At 42.6% G+C, this 18954-nt stretch carries 16 protein-coding genes; 15 read left to right on the top strand and 1 reads right to left on the bottom strand.

The features are described from left to right. Window positions 1-198: 198 nt before the first annotated feature. Window positions 199-510: a terpene synthase family protein gene (locus tag KE626_RS30850; RefSeq protein WP_211976933.1), complete on the bottom strand. Its 312-nt coding sequence runs from the start codon at window positions 508-510 to the stop codon at window positions 199-201. 1366 nt (window positions 511-1876) lie between these two features. On the opposite strand from KE626_RS30850, the gene KE626_RS30855 reads away from it, so the two are divergent. The 15 genes from KE626_RS30855 (at window position 1877) to KE626_RS30925 (ending at window position 18949) form a co-directional block, all read left to right on the top strand. Next, window positions 1877-3181 carry a KamA family radical SAM protein gene (locus tag KE626_RS30855; RefSeq protein ID WP_211976934.1) on the top strand — a complete coding sequence of 435 codons (1305 nt, stop codon included), beginning with the start codon at window positions 1877-1879 and terminating at the stop codon, window positions 3179-3181. A gap of 33 nt (window positions 3182-3214) precedes the next feature. Then, a complete protein-coding gene (locus KE626_RS30860; RefSeq protein ID WP_211976935.1) occupies window positions 3215-4117 on the top strand; it encodes an alpha/beta fold hydrolase in 903 nt (300 codons plus the stop codon). 26 nt (window positions 4118-4143) lie between these two features. Next, a complete protein-coding gene (locus KE626_RS30865; RefSeq protein ID WP_211976936.1) occupies window positions 4144-6969 on the top strand; it encodes an aminotransferase class III-fold pyridoxal phosphate-dependent enzyme in 2826 nt (941 codons plus the stop codon). A gap of 42 nt (window positions 6970-7011) precedes the next feature. Further along, on the top strand, window positions 7012-7365 hold the full coding sequence (locus KE626_RS30870) for an SCP2 sterol-binding domain-containing protein (RefSeq protein ID WP_211976937.1): 354 nt from the start codon (window positions 7012-7014) through the stop codon (window positions 7363-7365). 8 nt (window positions 7366-7373) lie between these two features. Further along, window positions 7374-8708, top strand: a complete 1335-nt coding sequence (locus tag KE626_RS30875) for an APC family permease (RefSeq protein WP_211976938.1) — start codon at window positions 7374-7376, stop codon at window positions 8706-8708. Between the two features lie 33 nt (window positions 8709-8741). Then, entirely contained in the window at window positions 8742-9869 is a 1128-nt protein-coding gene (locus tag KE626_RS30880) for a nucleotidyltransferase family protein (protein ID WP_211976939.1), read from the top strand. Window positions 9870-9890: 21 nt separating this feature from the next. Next, window positions 9891-11381 (top strand): class I adenylate-forming enzyme family protein, encoded by a 1491-nt coding sequence (locus KE626_RS30885; RefSeq protein WP_211976940.1) that lies wholly within the window; start codon window positions 9891-9893, stop codon window positions 11379-11381. Further along, window positions 11371-12594 carry a type III PLP-dependent enzyme domain-containing protein gene (locus KE626_RS30890; RefSeq protein WP_211976941.1) on the top strand — a complete coding sequence of 408 codons (1224 nt, stop codon included), beginning with the start codon at window positions 11371-11373 and terminating at the stop codon, window positions 12592-12594. The genes KE626_RS30885 and KE626_RS30890 overlap by 11 nt, the downstream gene beginning before the upstream one ends. After that, complete coding sequence (locus tag KE626_RS30895) at window positions 12591-12845, top strand: phosphopantetheine-binding protein (protein ID WP_211976942.1); 255 nt, start codon at window positions 12591-12593, stop codon at window positions 12843-12845. Before KE626_RS30890 ends, KE626_RS30895 begins: the two co-directional genes overlap by 4 nt. Before the next feature lie 5 nt (window positions 12846-12850). Next, entirely contained in the window at window positions 12851-14212 is a 1362-nt protein-coding gene (locus KE626_RS30900; RefSeq protein ID WP_211976943.1) for a hypothetical protein, read from the top strand. A 65-nt stretch (window positions 14213-14277) separates the two neighbouring features. Further along, window positions 14278-14673 carry a hypothetical protein gene (locus tag KE626_RS30905; protein WP_211976944.1) on the top strand — a complete coding sequence of 132 codons (396 nt, stop codon included), beginning with the start codon at window positions 14278-14280 and terminating at the stop codon, window positions 14671-14673. Next, complete coding sequence (locus tag KE626_RS30910; RefSeq protein ID WP_211976945.1) at window positions 14660-15277, top strand: 3,4-dihydroxy-2-butanone-4-phosphate synthase; 618 nt, start codon at window positions 14660-14662, stop codon at window positions 15275-15277. The genes KE626_RS30905 and KE626_RS30910 overlap by 14 nt, the downstream gene beginning before the upstream one ends. Beyond that, window positions 15267-16544, top strand: a complete 1278-nt coding sequence (locus KE626_RS30915; protein WP_211976946.1) for a pyridoxal phosphate-dependent aminotransferase — start codon at window positions 15267-15269, stop codon at window positions 16542-16544. Before KE626_RS30910 ends, KE626_RS30915 begins: the two co-directional genes overlap by 11 nt. A gap of 81 nt (window positions 16545-16625) precedes the next feature. Continuing rightward, the gene (locus KE626_RS30920) at window positions 16626-17822 is read left to right on the top strand and encodes an aminotransferase class III-fold pyridoxal phosphate-dependent enzyme (RefSeq protein WP_211976947.1); all 1197 of its coding nucleotides are present in this window, start codon (window positions 16626-16628) and stop codon (window positions 17820-17822) included. Then, window positions 17819-18949, top strand: a complete 1131-nt coding sequence (locus KE626_RS30925; protein WP_211976948.1) for a glycosyltransferase — start codon at window positions 17819-17821, stop codon at window positions 18947-18949. The genes KE626_RS30920 and KE626_RS30925 overlap by 4 nt, the downstream gene beginning before the upstream one ends. Window positions 18950-18954 lie beyond the last annotated feature (5 nt).

Consider the following 18954-nt stretch of genomic DNA (forward strand, 5'->3'; position numbering starts at 1 on the left):
CCCCTCTGGTCATTAGAGGATTCATTGTGATAAAAAAGTATCGGGAAACTGGATGAGGAGTTCAAAAAGTATGGAATTAAGCACGCATTTGAAATTTATGACGGTGACCATATTAATCGTGTTGAAAAGAGGATTGAAGAAAAAATGCTCCCGTTTTTTGGAGAGAATTTGTCGTTTTCAGGTAACCGATAAAACCTGTCAGTCATATCTTTGAGTACCTTTAGTATACCACAGCACCTGGCCTTTTAAGAAGAGTTCGGCGTTAGTAATAAACCTGTCAACGTCTTTGTTATATGCGCCAAAACCAGGCCTGGAGTGCTTTATTTTAATAAACTCATTTAGATCAGCGTCATGGATCCGGATTGCTTCGGCGTATGCTTCTTCCAGCGTACAATGTTGCTCCTGCCGGATAACCAGTACCAGGTTCATTGCCTCATTTTTCAGCAGATCCTTCTTCACTGAATAAATGTCGTTATACCAGGCCATCATGCGAACGACTAGTTGTCGCATGCAATTAATTCCGACGTCCAGGTGGATGATAATCGGGTTTACTTTCGACGATTTCTATGGCCCCTATCCAAAGAATCAATTGGAGGACGCCTGTAAGCGCTTTATTGATGTATTAGGCGGGGGCTCCATTCTCCGTCTCAGATCCATAAAACGCATGGCGCCAAACATCATCATGCAACCTATGATTTGAATCTTCCATTTGCCGGACAACAACACCATGTGTGTCTCTGATCGCCATCAGCCCGGTCTTCCCGCATTCAGTTGAATCTAAAAGTTGTTTAACTGTTTCCATAACCACGAAGTTATTATTTTTTGCCTGGTTTCACGCTTGTAACCGGTTTCCTGCATGAAACCCGGAGTAGTTTTATGCACCATCCGGCTTCTTTATCAGCCGCCTTGGAGGCCGGAGAAGGCGACAAATTAAAAGCCGCAGATCTTGAGGCCATTGATCAGCAAACACTCATGAATCTGTATATGACCTTTTCATTTTTCCCGTCATTTAAATTAAAAGATCCCAGGTACAAGGAGGCTTTAAAATAAGAATGGGGGCCGACTGAAAGACAACTTTTACTCGGCCTCTACTTGATAAAAGTTAACCGAACCTGTAGTTGTTTACTCCAAAATAGCAATCCTGCCGACCACAACTTTAGTCATCGAGGAATACAATATCATCAGAGTCAGAAAAAAACTTCACGCTCCGTCCACTCAAAGACAGCAATTACAGAGAGCAATCACCCTTTTTAAAATTGACTTGTCGTAATGGTATACTTGAGCTCAAACGATCAAATAGGATTGGCTGCAGGGCGATACCTGTGATATAGCAATTGGTGAAACTTTTGATCTTTGGCAGGTAGGTCAGGAGAACGTCCATATTTTAACGGGTTCGTGGTTGGCCGGTTTTAACCCAATGATTATGACAGTTATTTGATGCTATTTTTGTCTACAAAAAATTAATATTCAAAACTCGAAAAGTATATTAATTTTTTATGAATAAAGTTTCATAGAAAGTTATAATTTCATTTTCGCGATATGATGAATAATAAGATGATAATTAGTAGTGCTAATAATTGCAGCAAAGTAACCCGGTTTGTTTAACTGTAGTGTAAGGAATCATCGCATAAAATTTATAAAATTATGTACTGAGCATTATTCTTTATGGTGGCGCATTTCACGGACGGTGTGCCTGGAAATGTATATCCTGATGTTTCCCCGGAATTTTACAACATTCATTTACAGTGAATATTTATGTCTTGGCCCAAAGCGTATTTTGGTGCGTGTATAAACGTCTGTAGACTTTTATGCATGTAGTTACTTTACGCCTGCGTTGACACAGAATAAAATAGCCATTTATTTAAATTATCTATGGATGAATTATAGATCCTATTCGTTAGCCAATTTTGAACATATTCCGCAGGTCAGGAACTATCTTTCGAAAGACGATATTGATGCCGTTAAAATAATTGGCAGTGTGCTTCCTTTTAAGATAAATAACTATCTGGTAAATGAATTGATTGATTGGGATAATTTCAGAAATGATCCTATATATCACCTGACTTTTCCTCAGTACGGTATGCTATCCGGTGAGGATTACATATTAATGCAGCAGGCGATTGCGCGGGGAGCGAATAGTACACAGTTGGCTGAAGTCGCCAGCAATATCAGAAAACGTCTTAATCCCCATCCGGGGGAGCAGCTGACGCTAAATGTACCGGTAGTAGATGGCAGCATTATAAAAGGAATGCAACATAAGTATGATCAGACGGTACTGTTTTTCCCCAGTCATGGCCAAACCTGCCATGCCTACTGCACTTTTTGTTTCAGATGGCCACAGTTTGTAGGAGATACAGAGCTGAAGTTTGCATCAAGGGAGGTAAGTACGCTTCTTTCTTACGTAAGATCGCATCCCAAGGTAACAGATATATTATTTACAGGAGGAGATCCCATGATCATGTCGGCGAGGATGCTGATGGCTTATTTGGAACCCATCATAGAAGCAGATTTACCCAACCTGTCTACCATCCGGATAGGAACGAAGGTCTTAGGCTATTGGCCTTACAGATTCCTTACTGATACAGATGCAGATGAGCTATTACGTTTTTTTGACCGGATCGCCGCCAGGAATATTAACCTGGCATTAATGGCACATGTAAATCATCCTAAAGAACTACAACACCCCGCCGCTCAAAAAGCCATCAGAAGAGTATTAAACACAGGGGTACAGATAAGGACCCAATCTCCTATACTCAATCATATAAATAAGTCCGCCGAAACATGGAGAGACATGTGGAATTTACAGGTGAAGTTAGGGTGCATTCCCTATTACATGTTTATTGCCAGGGATACGGGGGCGCAGGATTATTTTTCTGTTACCCTGGAGGAAAGCAGCTACATTTTTAATGAAGCATACCGGCAGGTAAGCGGGCTCGGAAGAACTGTCCGTGGACCCAGCATGTCTGTAGATACAGGTAAAATTGAAGTGATGGGAGTAACGGAGATAAAGGGGGAGAAAGTATTCCAGCTCAGGTTAATTCAATGCAGAAATGCAGCCTTTGTAGGGAAGATTTTTTATGCAAAATATAATCCTGATGCTATTTGGTTCAGTGATCTGGAACCCGCATTTGGTGAAACCGGTTTTTTCTTTGAAGATAAAAAGGAATTATTGAATCTCTAAATAGCAAATCTTAATAAATTATTTTAAGGTCATATGAGAATTGAAACATTCTTATCAAAAGATGGTATTCCATTGGAATATTATGTATTTGGCCATGGTCCCAGGCGAATAATGATCAATAATTCACCGGGCATGAGCATCAAGTTTTGGATACCTATCATCAATAACTTTCCGGAAGATGAGTACACCATTATTGGGATGGAGTATCGCGGATTTCCAAAACTGGAGATAGAAATACCATTCGATCAGTGTAGTCTCGAACTCATTGTGGACGATTGCTTACAGATATTGGAACGGGAGCAGGTAGATAAAGTACATTTATTTAGCTGGTGCGTGGGGGCAAAAGCAGCCCTGAGTGTGTATGAACGTATTCCAGACAGAATATGTTCCATCAATGCACTGAATTGCGCTTATCGTGTACATGATTTAGCTAATCCCGGCACTTTTACCAGGTTAATGTATGCGATTAAAAGCAAGATAAAGCGGGACGATTCCTATATCCCCAGGATGATCAAAATAATGAAGGAGGTAGGAGATATTCCCAAGACAGATTTCCTGGAAATTATGGGAGAGCAGGAAGCCGAGTCGCCGAGCTATGAGTTGTACAAGCACCTGGATGACCAAAGTCCGTTGGCGGGACTGGCTTTTTACCTGATTGATAATTACTACGGACTGGTGAACTACCTGAATATCTATGAAAACTTTGGAAAAAAGGATGTAGAGCCGGTGATCCTGGGTATAAAATGTCCGTTTAACATTATTAATGGCGAACTGGACACAACTGTTAAATATGAAGAACGGGATTTTCAATTAATCAGGCGAAATTCTAATGTCAGTTACGCAGATATTGAAAAAGGCGCACATTTTATGATGATTGACTTTCCGAGGAGAGTTTTTAGGAAACTGAAGGGAAATCTGGATCTGGTTGGTATCTGATTGATAAATAAGCTGAATAAAAAAGTATGAGTTATAATAAATATGCCAGGCCAGGTCTGAGTAAGTTAATGCGCCTGCTTAGAATTGATAAATTTTATTACAAGGGAATAGCGGATTACCTATATTATAAGCCTGCAGGGGGTGAAGAAGATGTACAGGTAGTTGATTTTGTGGGCGGTTACGGAAGCCTGTTACTGGGGCATAATCACCCGGCAATGAAAGCCTATATACATGAATTACTCGATAGCGGTTTGCCGGTTCATACGCAACTTTCAGAAAAATATCATACCGGTTTGCTGTGTGAAAAGATAAGTGAACTGGTAAACCCCGATGAAAAATACATCACTACGCTGACAAATTCCGGCGCAGAATCCGTAGAAGCGGCAATTAAGCATATCAGGCTTAAAAAGAGAAAGGCATTAAATAAGATCACCGACGATATTACCATCCGCTTTAATTATGTAAGCAGTTTATGGGAAAGCCGGTATAGCATGATTTTAAATCATAAAGGTACGGTTTACAAAAGCTTCGACGACTTTAAACATGCGGTGATGCAGGAAAATGACGGGAAAATATCGCGGCTTGTTCCATGTGTATTGTCAGTGAAAGGTGCTTTTCATGGCAAAACGATGGGAGCTTTAAAGGTCACTTATAACAATGATTTTAAGGATTTGTTTCTTTTCGATGCAGAAAAATATGATGCTGGTTTTTTTGATGGGGATATAACTGAAGTTCAGCAGATGTTGGACGCCAATGTAATAACGCTCTACATTCCACGTGTTTCCTACGATGGTAATGTGGTAACAGAAGAGGTGTTATTTAATGCATGTTTAGGCGTAATCGTTGAACCGATCCTGGGAGAAGGTGGGGTCAGGGAGATATCGCCGGATTTTTTGCGCGCGGTGCAGTGTGCTTGTGCTGAACGGAAGATTCCATTGATTGTGGATGAAATACAGACGGGAATGTTTAGGACCGGCCATTTCCTGTATTCCAGGTCTATTGGCGTAAACGCCGATTACTACCTGCTCGGGAAGTCAATGGGCGGTGGCTTTGCCAAAATAGGAGCAGTGGTCATTAACGGGAAAGAGTATGATGAAGATTTTGGTTTATTGCATTCCTCTACGTTTGCAGAAGACGAGTTTACGTCTGCCGTGGCACTCAGGGGGATGGCATTGATGGCTACCCTGGCCGGAAGTATTATGGAAAAGGGGGCTTTCATCAAGGAAGAACTAAAGAAGTTGCAAGCTGCATTCCCGGGTGTTTTAGATAGTGTTTCAGGCGTTGGATTGATGATTGGTGTGAAGTTCAGGAACTTTGACAACAGTGCATGTTATCCTTTGCAGTTTTTGTCCCGGTCCAGGCGGTTTAACTATCTGGTATCGGGGTATCTGTTAAATACCCATCATATCCGGGTCGGAGCCACTTTGTCGGAGAGCTTTACATTGCGAATTCAACCCAGTGCCTATATTTCCAATGATGATATTGGTCGCCTGCTTAAAGGACTTACCAGCGTTTGTGAGATTCTGGCAAATGAAGATATTTATCATCTGATTAATTTTCTCCTTCCCGAGAAATACAGGAATCTGAGACCAATCCAGAAGTTTGAGAATGGCAGTATAGCGGTGCAGGACACCGGTGCTGTCAACAGGGTAGCATTCCTGGCCCATTATATTGACACCGAGAATGTATATAAATCAGATTACTCGTTATCTGTTTTACCTAAGCATGTTATTGAAGATTTTTTGGAAGATGTGGTGGACATAAAATCTTATATTCTTACAGGCAGTCAGATCATTGAAAGCCCAACAGGAGATAAAGTGGAGATACTATTTGCCGCGTTGCCGTTTACATCCACGATGGCCAGAACCGCGTTGAAGAATGGATCTTTGCCTGCCTATTCAGAGATTTGCCACCTGGCGATAAAACAACTGAGAAAAAAACATAATGTTAGCCTGGTTGGCTTAGGGCAGTATACATCTATTCTTACCAGGAACGGCACTTCCATCCCCGAAAAGAACATCTGCCTGACTACAGGTAATAGCTTCACGGTGTACATAGGCATTCAGTCAATTATTGAAAAAATAAAACAGCGGAAAGAGGAGGGGCTAATGCGTGAATGCGTTATTGGCATCCTGGGGGCGGCAGGAAATATCAGCTCGGTATATGCAAAAATGTCTGCCAGTTTTGCTTCAAGGATTTTTCTGAAAGGGAGCGATACCACGGCTGGGCTGGCCCGGGTAGAGAGGTCGGCAAGAGAGTTAACCAAATACATTATACAATTATTGCTGCGGGCTACTCATCCTGGCGCTCTTTCACCACTGGAATGTGTGATAAAGGAGTCCCGGTTTTATAATCAGGTAGAACAGGGGCTGATTAACATCGATACAGCAAATCCATTTCTTGCACTGGAAGATGAATTGCAGGAGCATAATCCCATTAAAATTTTCAGTGATCTAACAACATTGAAACAATGTAACATTGTTTTCGTTGCTACCAATGATCCACATCCTTTTATAGGCGTTGAACATCTTAGTCCTAATACGCTGGTGTACGATGTTTCGGTACCTATGAATGTAAAGGAGGAACTAATAGATAATGACCAGAATATCGAAGTTTTTTTTGGTGGTATCGTAAAGCTGCCGGATAATTCAAAACTCCCTTTGAAAGGCTTTCCACTGGAAGATGGAACCGCTTATGCCTGTATTTCAGAGACCATACTATTGGGGCTGGAACAAAGTTGGGTGAATTTTTCCTATGGGAATATAACGGTGGACCAGGTACGAAAGATAGGAGATATAGGGAAGAAACATCAATTCGAATTTTGTGATGTAAAACGTGTTAATATTTCTTAAACAGTAACCGGTTTTGAACGATAAGCAAAAAATCAACAAAGTATGAGTGCAATACTTTACGGACATCTGCAACAATTCAGGGAGCATCTCAATACCAATATAAAGTTGCGTAAACTGCTCGGTGATTGGAATATACATGTTGTATTGAGGGCAACGGACCCGGAGATAAACTATACGCTCGTAGTAGAAAATGGCTACCTGATAGATATTGTAGCGTCGGAAATCATTGGCCCGAAGATGTTTGTCGCCGAAGCCACCTATCAAACATTTGTCGAAATATTCACCGGAAAGCTCAATCCGACGGAAGCAGTAATAGATGGAGATATGTCTACTTACGGCGAAGACAAGGATGAATCTTTATTAGATGGAATTATATTAATAATCTGGGGATTTTAAATATCATCATGAAGAAATTTGAGTTGCTTTTTTATATTTCTGTATGCGTAGGTATATTTATCAACAATAGTTCCTATGCTATTATTTCCGGTATGTTTGAAAATGTAACCGGTTTTTGGAGTCTTATTGCATTAGGTATTGCCGGCATGCTTTGTATTGTAATTGCAGATGCTATCGCCTGTCTTGCCTACAAATATCCTTCTGCGCCAGGTATAAGGACCTACCTTAAAAAAGCTTTCCCTAACCGCGTATCACTTTTTTTTGTATACCTGTATATTTTTTTCCTGTTGATAGCGGGCGCCGTAGAAAGCAGCGTGTTTGGAAATATCTACCGGCTCATATTTCCCGGAGCTGATCCGGTATTTATATTTAGCAGCATGATATTTTTAATCGTAGTGGTTAATCTTTATGGGTTACGTTTATCGAGAAGTGTGCAGTTTGTTACCACTGTGGTGATGTGTTTCATTATACTGTTTCTCGGCATTTATGGTGTCGCAAACGGACCTGCCGGAAGAAGCGCCGATTTTATGGACATATCAAATGGGCTGATCTACCTGCAACACCTGCCTGCTGCTGTGGGTATTGGCTTTTTCTTATTTGTAGGATTTGAATGGGTAACTCCCCTGGGTTTCTCGAAGTCATCTTATGAAGTGAAAATTCCGGCATCTATGCCCATCGCCATCATAATTGGGACGCTGGTGTATGGCATATTCATCATTGGAGCTTCATTTACCTTGCCGAGAACACAAATTGTAAATACCAACGTTTATCAGCTGGAACTGGCAAAACAGATCACATTTATGGATGGCAGATGGATCATTGTATTGCTGTCTTCCCTGTGTGTTATCTCCACCTTTAATGCAGGCATTATGGGAGGCGCCAGGCTGCTGTATGCGCTTGGCCGGGAAAATAAACTTCCAAAAGTACTTACCCGCATCTCATTACGTAACGGAAATCCTTATGTGGCCATCATCACACTGGGGGTGTTAGTGGAAGCTCTAACTATTCCTGTTTATTATACAGGCAGCGAACTGGTTTTTGCAGTAGCTGCATCCTCCCTGATGTGTTTTATCTATATCATGCTGATGATATCCAGCATGCGAATCTTGAAAGGAAATATTCAATCTTCCGGATTCACCGGCTACTTTTCAGATAGCACCAAAAAAGTAGTCATCTTTTTACTGGCAGGGGTAGGTATGGCAACGCTTTTTTCATTGCCGGGAAAAGAAAGGTATGTACTTGGATTACTATGCGGACTTTCTGCGCTGGCGTTGGGTATGTGCGTTTACTACGGAAGGGAGAAGGCCAGCGTGACCGGCAGCATACAGGATCCCGTGCTATAAACAATATCATTTATAGATTTTAACCGAACTAATATGAAACATAATAAAGAGTGGAAAATACTTGAGTTCATTTGCACTTCCGGCGGAGCGGCCGATTTTGGGAAACATTTTACAGCAATACTGAAAGACGGCGTTTTCTGGGGAGAGTTAATAGAGCAGGCAGTAAGACATAAACTGTTACCTACACTGGGCTACTATGTTTGTAAATACGGAAAGAATGAACAGGGAGAGTTCGCATCGTATATCCCTGTTCAGATAGGCATGCACCTGGAGGAAGCTTTTCTGGCCAACCGCCACAAGGCGCTTGTTTTTAAAATGAAAGTTAGGGAAGTCGCCTCTTTTTTATGTGAGAATAGTATTCCTTTTGTTTGTACCAAAGGTCTGGTATTGGATGCAACAATATATGAAGAGGAAGGAGTAAGGAATTTTTGTGTGGACGTGGATTTTATGATCCGGCAGCAGGATATGGCTAAGGTGGAACAGGGGTTAAAACACCGTGGATTTGAATATGGATATTACGATCATTTTCAGGATAAAGTGGCTCCCTTTGCCAGACAGGAGATGGTATTGTACCGCATGAATCCCGATCATCTTCCTCCTATGAGTATTGGCACCCATGATGCCATATACAGAGGTGTAACCATTGATTTTTCCAGCAAATTTACCTGGCATAACAGCGATTTTGAGGTAAACCAGGACGATGCGTTTAAGGAAAATGTACAGATTCTCCTTTCAAGGCGGATAGAGAACAGTTACATATCCTCCTTTTCACCCCGCTACCAGTTTTTGTTTGTCCTCCTTCACCTATTCAGGGAAGCCTGGTTTGAAAGATGGATGGAGTTTGAAAATGATGTTAACCTGATGAAATTCAGTGATATCGTCCGGCTATGGAGGCATTACCAGCTGGTATTGAAAGATGGCATTTTTTGGGAAATCGTGCAAAAGAATAATATAGAAATGCCGGTGTTATGGGTGTTACAACATCTTGATGGCGCCTTCTCATTAAATATTCTGGACGATTTAGGTATAGCAGAAAGGGTCAGTGATGCGTGGCTCTCGAGCACCCATCAGTCCAGCATGGATAGCGGCGATGGATGGGATGGTAATATGAGGGATCGGCTGGCATGGAAGGATAGAAAGGATTTTCTGACCAGGAAATAAATCATTGTAAAGTTTTGCCTGATGAATTGCTTACATCATATTTTATACCAGAAGGAGAAGCATTTTGCCGCGAAACCGGCGATTATTTTCGGCGACACCATCATCAGTTACGGCGAATTGGTGGCAGAAACGGAGAAAATGGCGAAGTGGCTTCAGGTGGCAGGATTGAAAAAAGAAGACCGGTTGATAATTTTTTTACCTAATCATCCTATGGTGATTAAGCTGATAATGGCCGCTTCGCGGATAGGCGTTATCTTCATCGTTATTAACGACAAAACCACTCCTGCTACGCTGCAACGGATTATCGGTAATGCCGTGCCTTCCTGCATTGTGAGCAGCGGGCAATATACCGGAATCATTGCGCAGGCTACAGCAGTGCCCCCGCTTCTTATAGAAGAAATTGATTTACATGGCACACCGTTAATGGTTGCCGAAACAGTAGGAAATAACGATAAAGATGCCATCGCCGGCTTAATCTATACTTCCGGAAGTACGGGTGAACCCAAAGGAATTGCTACCACGCATAGGAATATCCTTTTCTCAGTGCAGGCGATTCAGCAAGCGCTTGATATCAGGGAAACAGATATTATTGGCAGTTTTTTACCATTGTCTTTTGATTACGGGTTATACCAGGTGTTTTTGGCTTTTAATGTTGGCGCAACCATCATGTTGGGGATGGAAGGAGAAGCCGGGCCACTTATCGCCAACAGGATTGTTGAAACAAAAATAACCTGTCTCCCCATCAACCCGCATATATTCGAAATGCTGGTAAAGTTAATAGAACGGAAAGGAGGCGGCTGTTACTTTCCGGATGTCCGGCTGATTACTAATACAGGGTCCTATCTGAGTTATGATCTTATTCTTCGCTTTAAACAGTACTGCCCACATGTAGATGTTGCCCTCATGTTTGGGTTAACAGAATGTAAGCGGGTATCTATTTTACCTCCGGCAAAGCTGATCAAAAAAAAAGATTCTGTAGGCATACCCTTGAGCGGCACTCGGTGTTTTATCATCGATCAGGCGGGGAATGAGGTGGAAAGAAATACCAGGGGAGAGCTGATCGTTCAAGGGGAACATGTTACAGCGGGATACTGGAATAATGCTATTCAAACCCATGAGAAATTTAGGGTATGGGCTGGTAATAATATCAGGTCATTGTTTACAGGCGATACCTGTAGCATGGATGAAGATGGATATCTGTATTTCTATGGCAGAAACGACGAACTGCTGAAGAACAAGGGATTTCGCATTTCTGCGTTGGAAATTGAGCAGGAGGCCGCCCGGATTGTCCGCTCTGATAAGGTGGCAGTGGTATCTGCCGGTAATGAAAACAGCATCATATTGCTGCTGGAAAAACAGGCGTCAATTTCTGAAAGTATGCTGTTGAATGCTTTGAGAGAATGCCTGGAGGAATATAAGGTGCCGGACAGGGTCATTTTTGTTGACGCGATTCCCCGTAATGTAAATGGAAAAATCGATAAAAAAGCATTAAAACTTAGTTATGGATTATAAGGATTTAATCGGTAGTTACGGGAGCCCTTTATATGTTTATGATATAAACAAAGTAATAGCTGCATATCAGCATTTGCAGACATGCTTGCCGCCGGAAGCTGCAATTTTTTATTCGGTAAAAGCTAACCCGCATCCGTTCATTATCCGCCAGCTCTATGACTGTGGAGCGGGAGTAGAAGTGTCTTCTCCCGGCGAAATACACGCCGCTCTCCAGGCAGGAGTGGCGGCAGAGCGGTGCTTGTTTACAGGTCCTGGGAAAAGTATATCCGATCTGGAATTTTCGTTACATAAGGGTATCGCTTTTTTTTCTGTTGAATCGGAAATGGAACTTCGCCGGATAGAAAAGGCAGCAGATAATTTTCCTGCAACGGAAATCAGTTTATTGCTGCGCATTAATCCGGTACAAGCCGCCAGGGGAATATCATTGACGATGATGGGGAAGGATTCTCAGTTTGGAATTGATGAAGCGCTTATTATCAGCTATCCGGAAAGGTTTAAATCCCGGAAAAAGAATGTGGCGATAGTGGGATTTCATACTTACATGGGATCAAATATCACGACGATAGCACATCTGACAGAAGCTTTTGAGATAGGACTGCAATGTGCCTGCAGGATGGGGAACGCATTGAATATAAAGCCGGAAGTAATAAACCTGGGAGGTGGTTTCTGGCATCCCTTCGCCAACAACGAGCCATCGCCCCGGTATGAGCCGCTGCAACCTGTTGTGGCAGCCCTTCTGGCTCGTTATTTTCCAAACCATCGCCCGCGATTTATTTTCGAGTCAGGCCGTTTCCTGGTAGGGGCAAGCGGATGTCTGGCAACTACAGTGCAGGACGTTAAATGGTGCCGCAATACACAATATGGAATACTCGACTCCGGTATTAACCACCTGGGCGGAATGGCCGGATTGAGGAGGGTACCCAGGTATGAAATAGATATCCATAAAGAAGACAAAGCTCATGAGCCGCTTTCCTGTTGGGTGCTGGCCGGACCGCTATGTACCCCGCTGGATGTTTTTACCTATGATATTACCACAACTCCTTTTTTTTGCGGAGATATTATCGTTATAAAAAATGTAGGCGCTTATAGTCTCACGGCCAGTTTGATCGGCTTTCTGAGTTTTGAACCACCTGTAGAAATCTGCGTACTCGACGGAACAGTCTGTGAAGTATCGAAACTGGAAATTAACAGAAAAAAAATAGCATATATATGAAAGAACGTTTTTTTAATATTTTAAGATCGTACCTGAAGTTTGCACCGGAGGCGGAAGTATTTGACTGGAATGAACCACTAAAGAACATGGGGTTGGATTCTATGGCTTCCATCAACCTGGTCATCGTTATTGAAGATGAGTTTGGAATTATTATTCCGGACGAATATTTGAACGCTGCTACGTTTAGGTCGGCTGCTACTTTATATCAGATGATTGGTAAAGTGATGGATACTACGGATACTATAAAATAGGAAATATGATACACATACATGCAGCGATGATAGGCAAACTTGTGAAAACCGCTATTCCACTTTCTTTTGGCGGACTCGCAATTACTTTTCTTGCCATTATGGATGGTATATTTGTTTACCGGTATGCTGCTGCTGCCTATGAGGCCATTGTTTTATCAATCCCTTTAATTTCCGTAGTGAGTGGAATCAGTGCTGCCATAGCCGTAGCGATTGCCAATGGCGTTAGCCGCTCATCTGATGAAAGTACGCTATTCCGGGAGATTTATGTCGTGTTCATTATTGCTCTTATATTGGCCATCGCCGTTTTTCTACTGTCTAATGGATTAACAGATCGTATAATCGGTTATTACAGGATTGGGGAAGTGCCTACGGGTGGGTACTTTCGCATTTACTGGCGCAATATGATTTCCGCGTTTGTATTGCAGGTATATTTTAGTTTGCTGGTGCAGTTTATTACTTCTATTGGCAAAATCAGGCAGGCAAATATCGCGTTGTTGGTAATGCTGGGGGTTAATCTTCTTGTAAATCCCCTGTTGATATTCATGATGGGGTATGGAATTAAAGGAGCTGCTATTGCTACCAATCTTTCTTACCTGGCAGGTTTTCTTGTGATTTTTGGAATATGGCTATGGCCGGCGAGAAGTACGTTTTACCGGTTATGCAGGTTTGGAAAATGCATGGTGCATAACCGGTTACTTCAGGTTACAGTTAAGGCCCAGGTAACAGATGTCGTGTCCGTATTTATTTCCTCCATGGTATTTACCATCAGGAGTGTTTTATTTACTAAGCTGGCACTCGGGCAAGGGCCGTTGGCTATCACCGTATTTGGTATTGCAGAGCAACTTAAGAATATCTGCATTATGCCAGTAAGAGGAGTAGTATCTGCCTACCTGGTCGAATTCGGTAAACTGCTGTCTCAAAGAAATATAGCAGGCTATGCAACAGTGTACTGGCAGGCAACCATCATTACAGGTGTGGTTCATTTTGGGATTGGACTGCTGTTTGTACTAACATCAGGATATATAGCAGATATATACGGCATTACAGACGTGTCTGCCAGGAACCTGCTGCGTTATTTTATATTTTATACTTTTCTTATTCTTCTCGTGGAAATATTACCGCGATGTGCGCAGTTTGGCTTTCTATCTGTAGGGAAACCAGGCATTTTCATATCGCATAGTATTGTTACCGTGACATTGAGCTATGCTTTTATGATGGCTGCAATGAAGTATCAGCCGGTGGAGGGGTTAATGACCGGGCAACTCTCAGGCATCCTGCTTACGTCCGTCATCTTTGTATTTATTTTTTTTCGGATACTGAAGAAATTGAGCCGGCAGCCGGATATCCGTTTGGCTGGTAGCGGGTAGCATTCGGTATTACGGTGCTATTACTTATATAAACCAAAATATTTTTTAATTATTAAAGTATCGTTATGAAGAAATACGGGATTTTAATTTTAGTTAAGCACTCAGATCTTTACTTCCAGCAAACACCTGAAGAAGAAGCGGAAAGTCAGCTTGCGGTTAATAATTTTATTAGCTCATGGCAACCGAGAATAGTGCAAACATTTGGATATCATGCCTGTGGTCTTGGGGAATATGACTGGTTTGGCTTGTTTGAAGTGGATGAAATCGCTGACTGGGAGGCTTTCAGGGAAGAATATCACCGGCGATTCCGGGGACGAACAGTGAAAAGAGATGTTGTAATTGGCGTCAGTCACCCGGCTTTTGTGGAGGCAACTAAAGATATTGACCATTACAAAAAATTAAGGGAAATGAATATTCTTCCCGGAATGGCGGAAAAAAACAATCATTATGGAAAGAATTAATAAAGCGGTAGAATATTTAGCTACAGGAAAACCTGTACTGATTTCTGATTCGGTTGACCGCGAAAATGAATACGATATTGCATTTTCAGCACGGCATGTAAATCCGCAGCTGGTAAAATTATTGCAGGAGCGCGGCGGCGGCTTACTATGTCTGGTACTTAGCAGTGAGAAGGCCGGTGAGCTGGGCATTCAGAGACTCAATTCCAACGGGAATGATTTTTTTGATACGCCCTTTGGTTTTCCGATTTCTTATAAACACATGACACATTCAGCCGTTTCGATCGAAGGAAGGGCACATACTATTGTAAAGGTAAGCGAGCAATGTGCCAGTATCCAGAACTTTGTTATCCCGGGGCATATCGCCACCCTGATTGCCAAAACCGGTGGCTTACTGGAAAGAAACGGACATACGGAAGCGATCGTTGATTTGCTGAAATTAGCGGGTGAACCTCCCGTTGGGGTGCTCTGTGAAGTACAGGGAATTAACGGAGGGATGGCAGATCAGCGGGAGTTGAAGGAAATATTCAGCGACATAGATACCTGCGAAGTTTCTATAAAAGAAATTGCGGAATTTATAAACGGAAGAATGAAAAATGATGATTAAAGACCTGGGGATTATTCCATCGGAAACAATCGCTAAAAAATTTTCTGCTAAACCGCATCAGGATACCCCGTTAATGACGGGTTTCGGGGAAGTGCTGCTGCCATGCCTGGAAGTATTAGGCGTCAGGCCGGAGCAGCTGCTGGCTGATACAGCTGCTTATACACCGGAATTGGGAATACCGGAGTTGAGAAGCTTAATTGCCGGAAAAATAAGTGGCCGGCTTGGCAGCAATATTTTATCAGACCAGGTAGTTGTTTCGCCCGGAAGTAAAATGGCGATCTATAATCTTTTACAATCCCTGGAAGGCGATGTTATTATTCCGGTTCCTTCCTGGCCTACCTACTTTACACAGGCCAAAATGCTGGGGAAACGGATTATTCCTTTTGAAGCATATCCATCCGGAGGTAGTGGTTTTGACCTGGCAGCATTCAAAAAACTGCTGCAACATGCGGCCGGCAACACGTTGATATTAAATTCTCCCAGTAATCCGACGGGCGCCGTTATTCAGCAGGAACAGATGGAGGAGATTGCCTGTCTTTGCCGTGCAGCCGACGTGTTCATTATCTCTGATGAGGTATATGCAGATATTGTTTTCTCAGATAATTTTTTCGTCAGCCCTTACCGGTATTCTCCTGACAACGTGGCCGTTATTGGAAGTATGAGCAAATCATTTTCCGGGGGGGGCTGGAGGGGCGGTTATTGTGTGCTACCGCAGGGGGAAGCAGGAACACAACTGAGAACAAATATTCATGCCATCGCCGGCGCCACCTGGTCCGGGTGTTCGGCCATCAGCCAGCATATTTTAATAGCCTTGTTGAGTGCCCGGCATACCCCGGCGCTGTTGCAGGTCATAAGTGACATGCATGAAGTAACAGGATTATCAATTTATAACAAATGGAAAGGAGAGATAGATATGCTTCCCCCTCAGGGCGCATTTTATCTTTACCTGAATTTTGATGAGTACAGGGAAAGCCTTGAGAGGAATTTATCAATCAGTAAAGGAAGTGAATTGGAAGCATTATTTAACAGGTACCAGGTACCGGCATTGTCCGCTCATCACTTTGGAGCAAATGAGTCACAGCTTTCCGTGAGGATCTCTTATGCACAACTACTGCAGCCAGATGCCGCTACGTTGTCCGGGTTTTTGAATATAAGGCAAAAGGAAGAACGGCTGTTGCTGTGGAAGCAATACTTACAGGCGTCAGATGCATATAAGTTTTTTGAACAACAGATGAAAATCATACAGCACAAGGTGTCTGGCGCCTGACTGCTATCTCATATAACAGTGGCTGGTTGGATAAACAGCCACTGGTGAGCCCCTGATTTATGATGTTTAATTTTAAGTTAAATGACGATATCAAATTTAAGACACAGAGGGAAAAAACCGAAAACGTACCTTTACCGGGATGGATATTATCTGGTTGACAATGCTGGAAAAAAACTCCTTGATTTATCAGGTGGCACGCTTGTACAAACCCTCTATGAAACAACCTCCTTCCCGTATAATTTCGAAAATTATATGTTTACTCCTTCCTATGGAGTAACAACACCGGAAATTGAAAGACTGGAAGCCCGCATGCTGGAGAGGACGAAGCAGGTATTCGATGATATGGTATGGTGTTCAAGCGGAAGCGATGCCATTGAGATGGCCCTTAAACTGGTACTGCATCATGCCACTCATATGCACCCGGACCTGGCGCCTGCTGTGGCCGTATTGAAAGGAGCCTATCATGGTAATACACTATTTGCCTCGGTGTTGAATGATCGCATAGGAAAGCGTTCAAACCTCAGTAAAGCCGCCGTAGAAGTATTGGTGCTGGATAATATAGAGACAGCGCCCTTAAATATTGCCGCTTATCAGCAAAGAACCGGCAAACAGCTGATTAGTGTTGTTGTTGATCCCATCAATATAACCGGCGATTTTGGTTACAGCATAGAACAGCTGAATACCTTTGTGAAGGCAATGGAGGATCTTCATGTGATCACAATTTTTGATGAAATTGCCTGTGGGTGTTACCGGCATGGATATTTCAGTATAGCGACGGCCATGAAAACCCCTCCCCGGATAACCATTTTGTCGAAAGGGCTGACAAATGGCATAACGCCTTTATCTGTGTTGCTGTTGAATAATATTGGTACAGATACACTTCCTGAAAATAGCCTTTCCTTTGGTCATACATTCGGCATAAATCCTTTTTCAGAACGTATTTGTTCATGGGTAATGGAAAGATACGACAAGCTGGAAGCGTCCGGCCAGATGAAAGCCTTGTCGGACTGTTTGCAGAAACAGGCCCTTGCGCTTGATAGCATACCGGGTATTCAGGCCAGGGCATACGTTCATCTTCTCAGGATAACGATTACTGACAAGACGTGCTGGCATCAGTTTAAAGCTACATTAACTGCCAGGCAACTATCGATGTATGAAACAATAGATTATGACCAAAGGTATACTTTTATTGTAGCCCCGCCATATGATATGGCCCCCGCTTTTTTATGCGAAATTTTTTCCGGATTTATACACGAATTTAAGTCAACCTGCTCATGAAAATACTGGCATGTCTGAGAGGGCGGCCCGGTCTGGGCCATGTAACACCGGGACTGGTACTGCTCGACTATATGAAGAAGAATATAGCCGGTTGTGAAATACTGATATGCTCTTATGATAATGGTATTTCATTTTTGAAAGAAACGGATTATAAGGTAGTTGACCTGAATATCAATCCTTCTTATGAATGCTGGGCAGGACTGAATGTAATTGATGATTTGTTATTGAAAGTGCAACCGGTCATACAGGACTTCGGTCCTGATTTTATACTATCCTCCGGGGAATACTTGCTTCCTGTAATACAGCCTTTTACCAACGCCAGGATGGGATTGATTTATAATCCGGAGGTTTTGATGGCCAAAGCCCATAACAGGCCATACAAAGATTTATTCTGTGAGCTGTTTTCAAGATGCGAGGTGCTGATAGCCAATGGCTATCCACTTCAGCAGCATGATATCTGGGAGGAAGCACAGCAGGTATATGAGCGGTCGGTTAAAACATTGCTGGTGAGGTCCCCCAGGCTGCCTGTCAGGCAGAGCGTAAAAAAAACATTCCTGGTAGGAAATGGCGGTGGGGTAAGCCTCCCCGCCAATACGAGCACCTATAGCAACAGCGCAGACCTGGTGCAGATCTGGAAAAAACAAAATGTTGAATTTTTGCAGCACACATTGAGCATCATCAAAGAAGAATGTGAGGGTGAAGAAATAGAAGTACATGCTTTTCTTTGTGTAGATCAGCCGGATTATCTCCGGATAAGCGATCAGTTCAGGGAGGATAAACGTTTCCTGTTTTATGCCTTCTCTCCGCTGTATATAGATATTCTGGCTATCGCAAACCTCGTGGTTACCAGGGCTGGAGTAAGTTCAATCATGGAGATAGAACATTATAATAAACAGGCTATCATATGGCCTTTATACCAGCATGCGGAACAAATAAAAACAGTGGAGGAAGTCGCCGGCAGAAATACCAATATAGGCGCGTGGTATGAGGCAGCTGCCTTTAAAACATTATTTAGGGAGAAAATGACGAAAATAGCCGCAGCCGGTACGCTTGTCAGGCAACAGGCGACGGATGATGATTTTTCTTTTAAAACTATAGTAGATAAACTAATTAAAACTAAAATTTAATGTAA

The organism is Chitinophaga hostae (genome assembly GCF_018224885.1).
GTDB classification, from domain to species: domain Bacteria; phylum Bacteroidota; class Bacteroidia; order Chitinophagales; family Chitinophagaceae; genus Chitinophaga; species Chitinophaga hostae.

Bases quoted from the DNA above. Each gene is read 5' to 3' on its own strand.
- KE626_RS30850 (WP_211976933.1), bottom strand. From the start codon at position 510: ATGCGACAACTAGTCGTTCGCATGATGGCCTGGTATAACGACATTTAT.
- KE626_RS30855 (WP_211976934.1), top strand. From the start codon at position 1,877: ATGAATTATAGATCCTATTCGTTAGCCAATTTTGAACATATTCCGCAG.
- KE626_RS30860 (WP_211976935.1), top strand. From the start codon at position 3,215: ATGAGAATTGAAACATTCTTATCAAAAGATGGTATTCCATTGGAATAT.
- KE626_RS30865 (WP_211976936.1), top strand. From the start codon at position 4,144: ATGAGTTATAATAAATATGCCAGGCCAGGTCTGAGTAAGTTAATGCGC.
- KE626_RS30870 (WP_211976937.1), top strand. From the start codon at position 7,012: ATGAGTGCAATACTTTACGGACATCTGCAACAATTCAGGGAGCATCTC.
- KE626_RS30875 (WP_211976938.1), top strand. From the start codon at position 7,374: ATGAAGAAATTTGAGTTGCTTTTTTATATTTCTGTATGCGTAGGTATA.
- KE626_RS30880 (WP_211976939.1), top strand. From the start codon at position 8,742: ATGAAACATAATAAAGAGTGGAAAATACTTGAGTTCATTTGCACTTCC.
- KE626_RS30885 (WP_211976940.1), top strand. From the start codon at position 9,891: ATGAATTGCTTACATCATATTTTATACCAGAAGGAGAAGCATTTTGCC.
- KE626_RS30890 (WP_211976941.1), top strand. From the start codon at position 11,371: ATGGATTATAAGGATTTAATCGGTAGTTACGGGAGCCCTTTATATGTT.
- KE626_RS30895 (WP_211976942.1), top strand. From the start codon at position 12,591: ATGAAAGAACGTTTTTTTAATATTTTAAGATCGTACCTGAAGTTTGCA.
- KE626_RS30900 (WP_211976943.1), top strand. From the start codon at position 12,851: ATGATACACATACATGCAGCGATGATAGGCAAACTTGTGAAAACCGCT.
- KE626_RS30905 (WP_211976944.1), top strand. From the start codon at position 14,278: ATGAAGAAATACGGGATTTTAATTTTAGTTAAGCACTCAGATCTTTAC.
- KE626_RS30910 (WP_211976945.1), top strand. From the start codon at position 14,660: ATGGAAAGAATTAATAAAGCGGTAGAATATTTAGCTACAGGAAAACCT.
- KE626_RS30915 (WP_211976946.1), top strand. From the start codon at position 15,267: ATGATGATTAAAGACCTGGGGATTATTCCATCGGAAACAATCGCTAAA.
- KE626_RS30920 (WP_211976947.1), top strand. From the start codon at position 16,626: ATGACGATATCAAATTTAAGACACAGAGGGAAAAAACCGAAAACGTAC.
- KE626_RS30925 (WP_211976948.1), top strand. From the start codon at position 17,819: ATGAAAATACTGGCATGTCTGAGAGGGCGGCCCGGTCTGGGCCATGTA.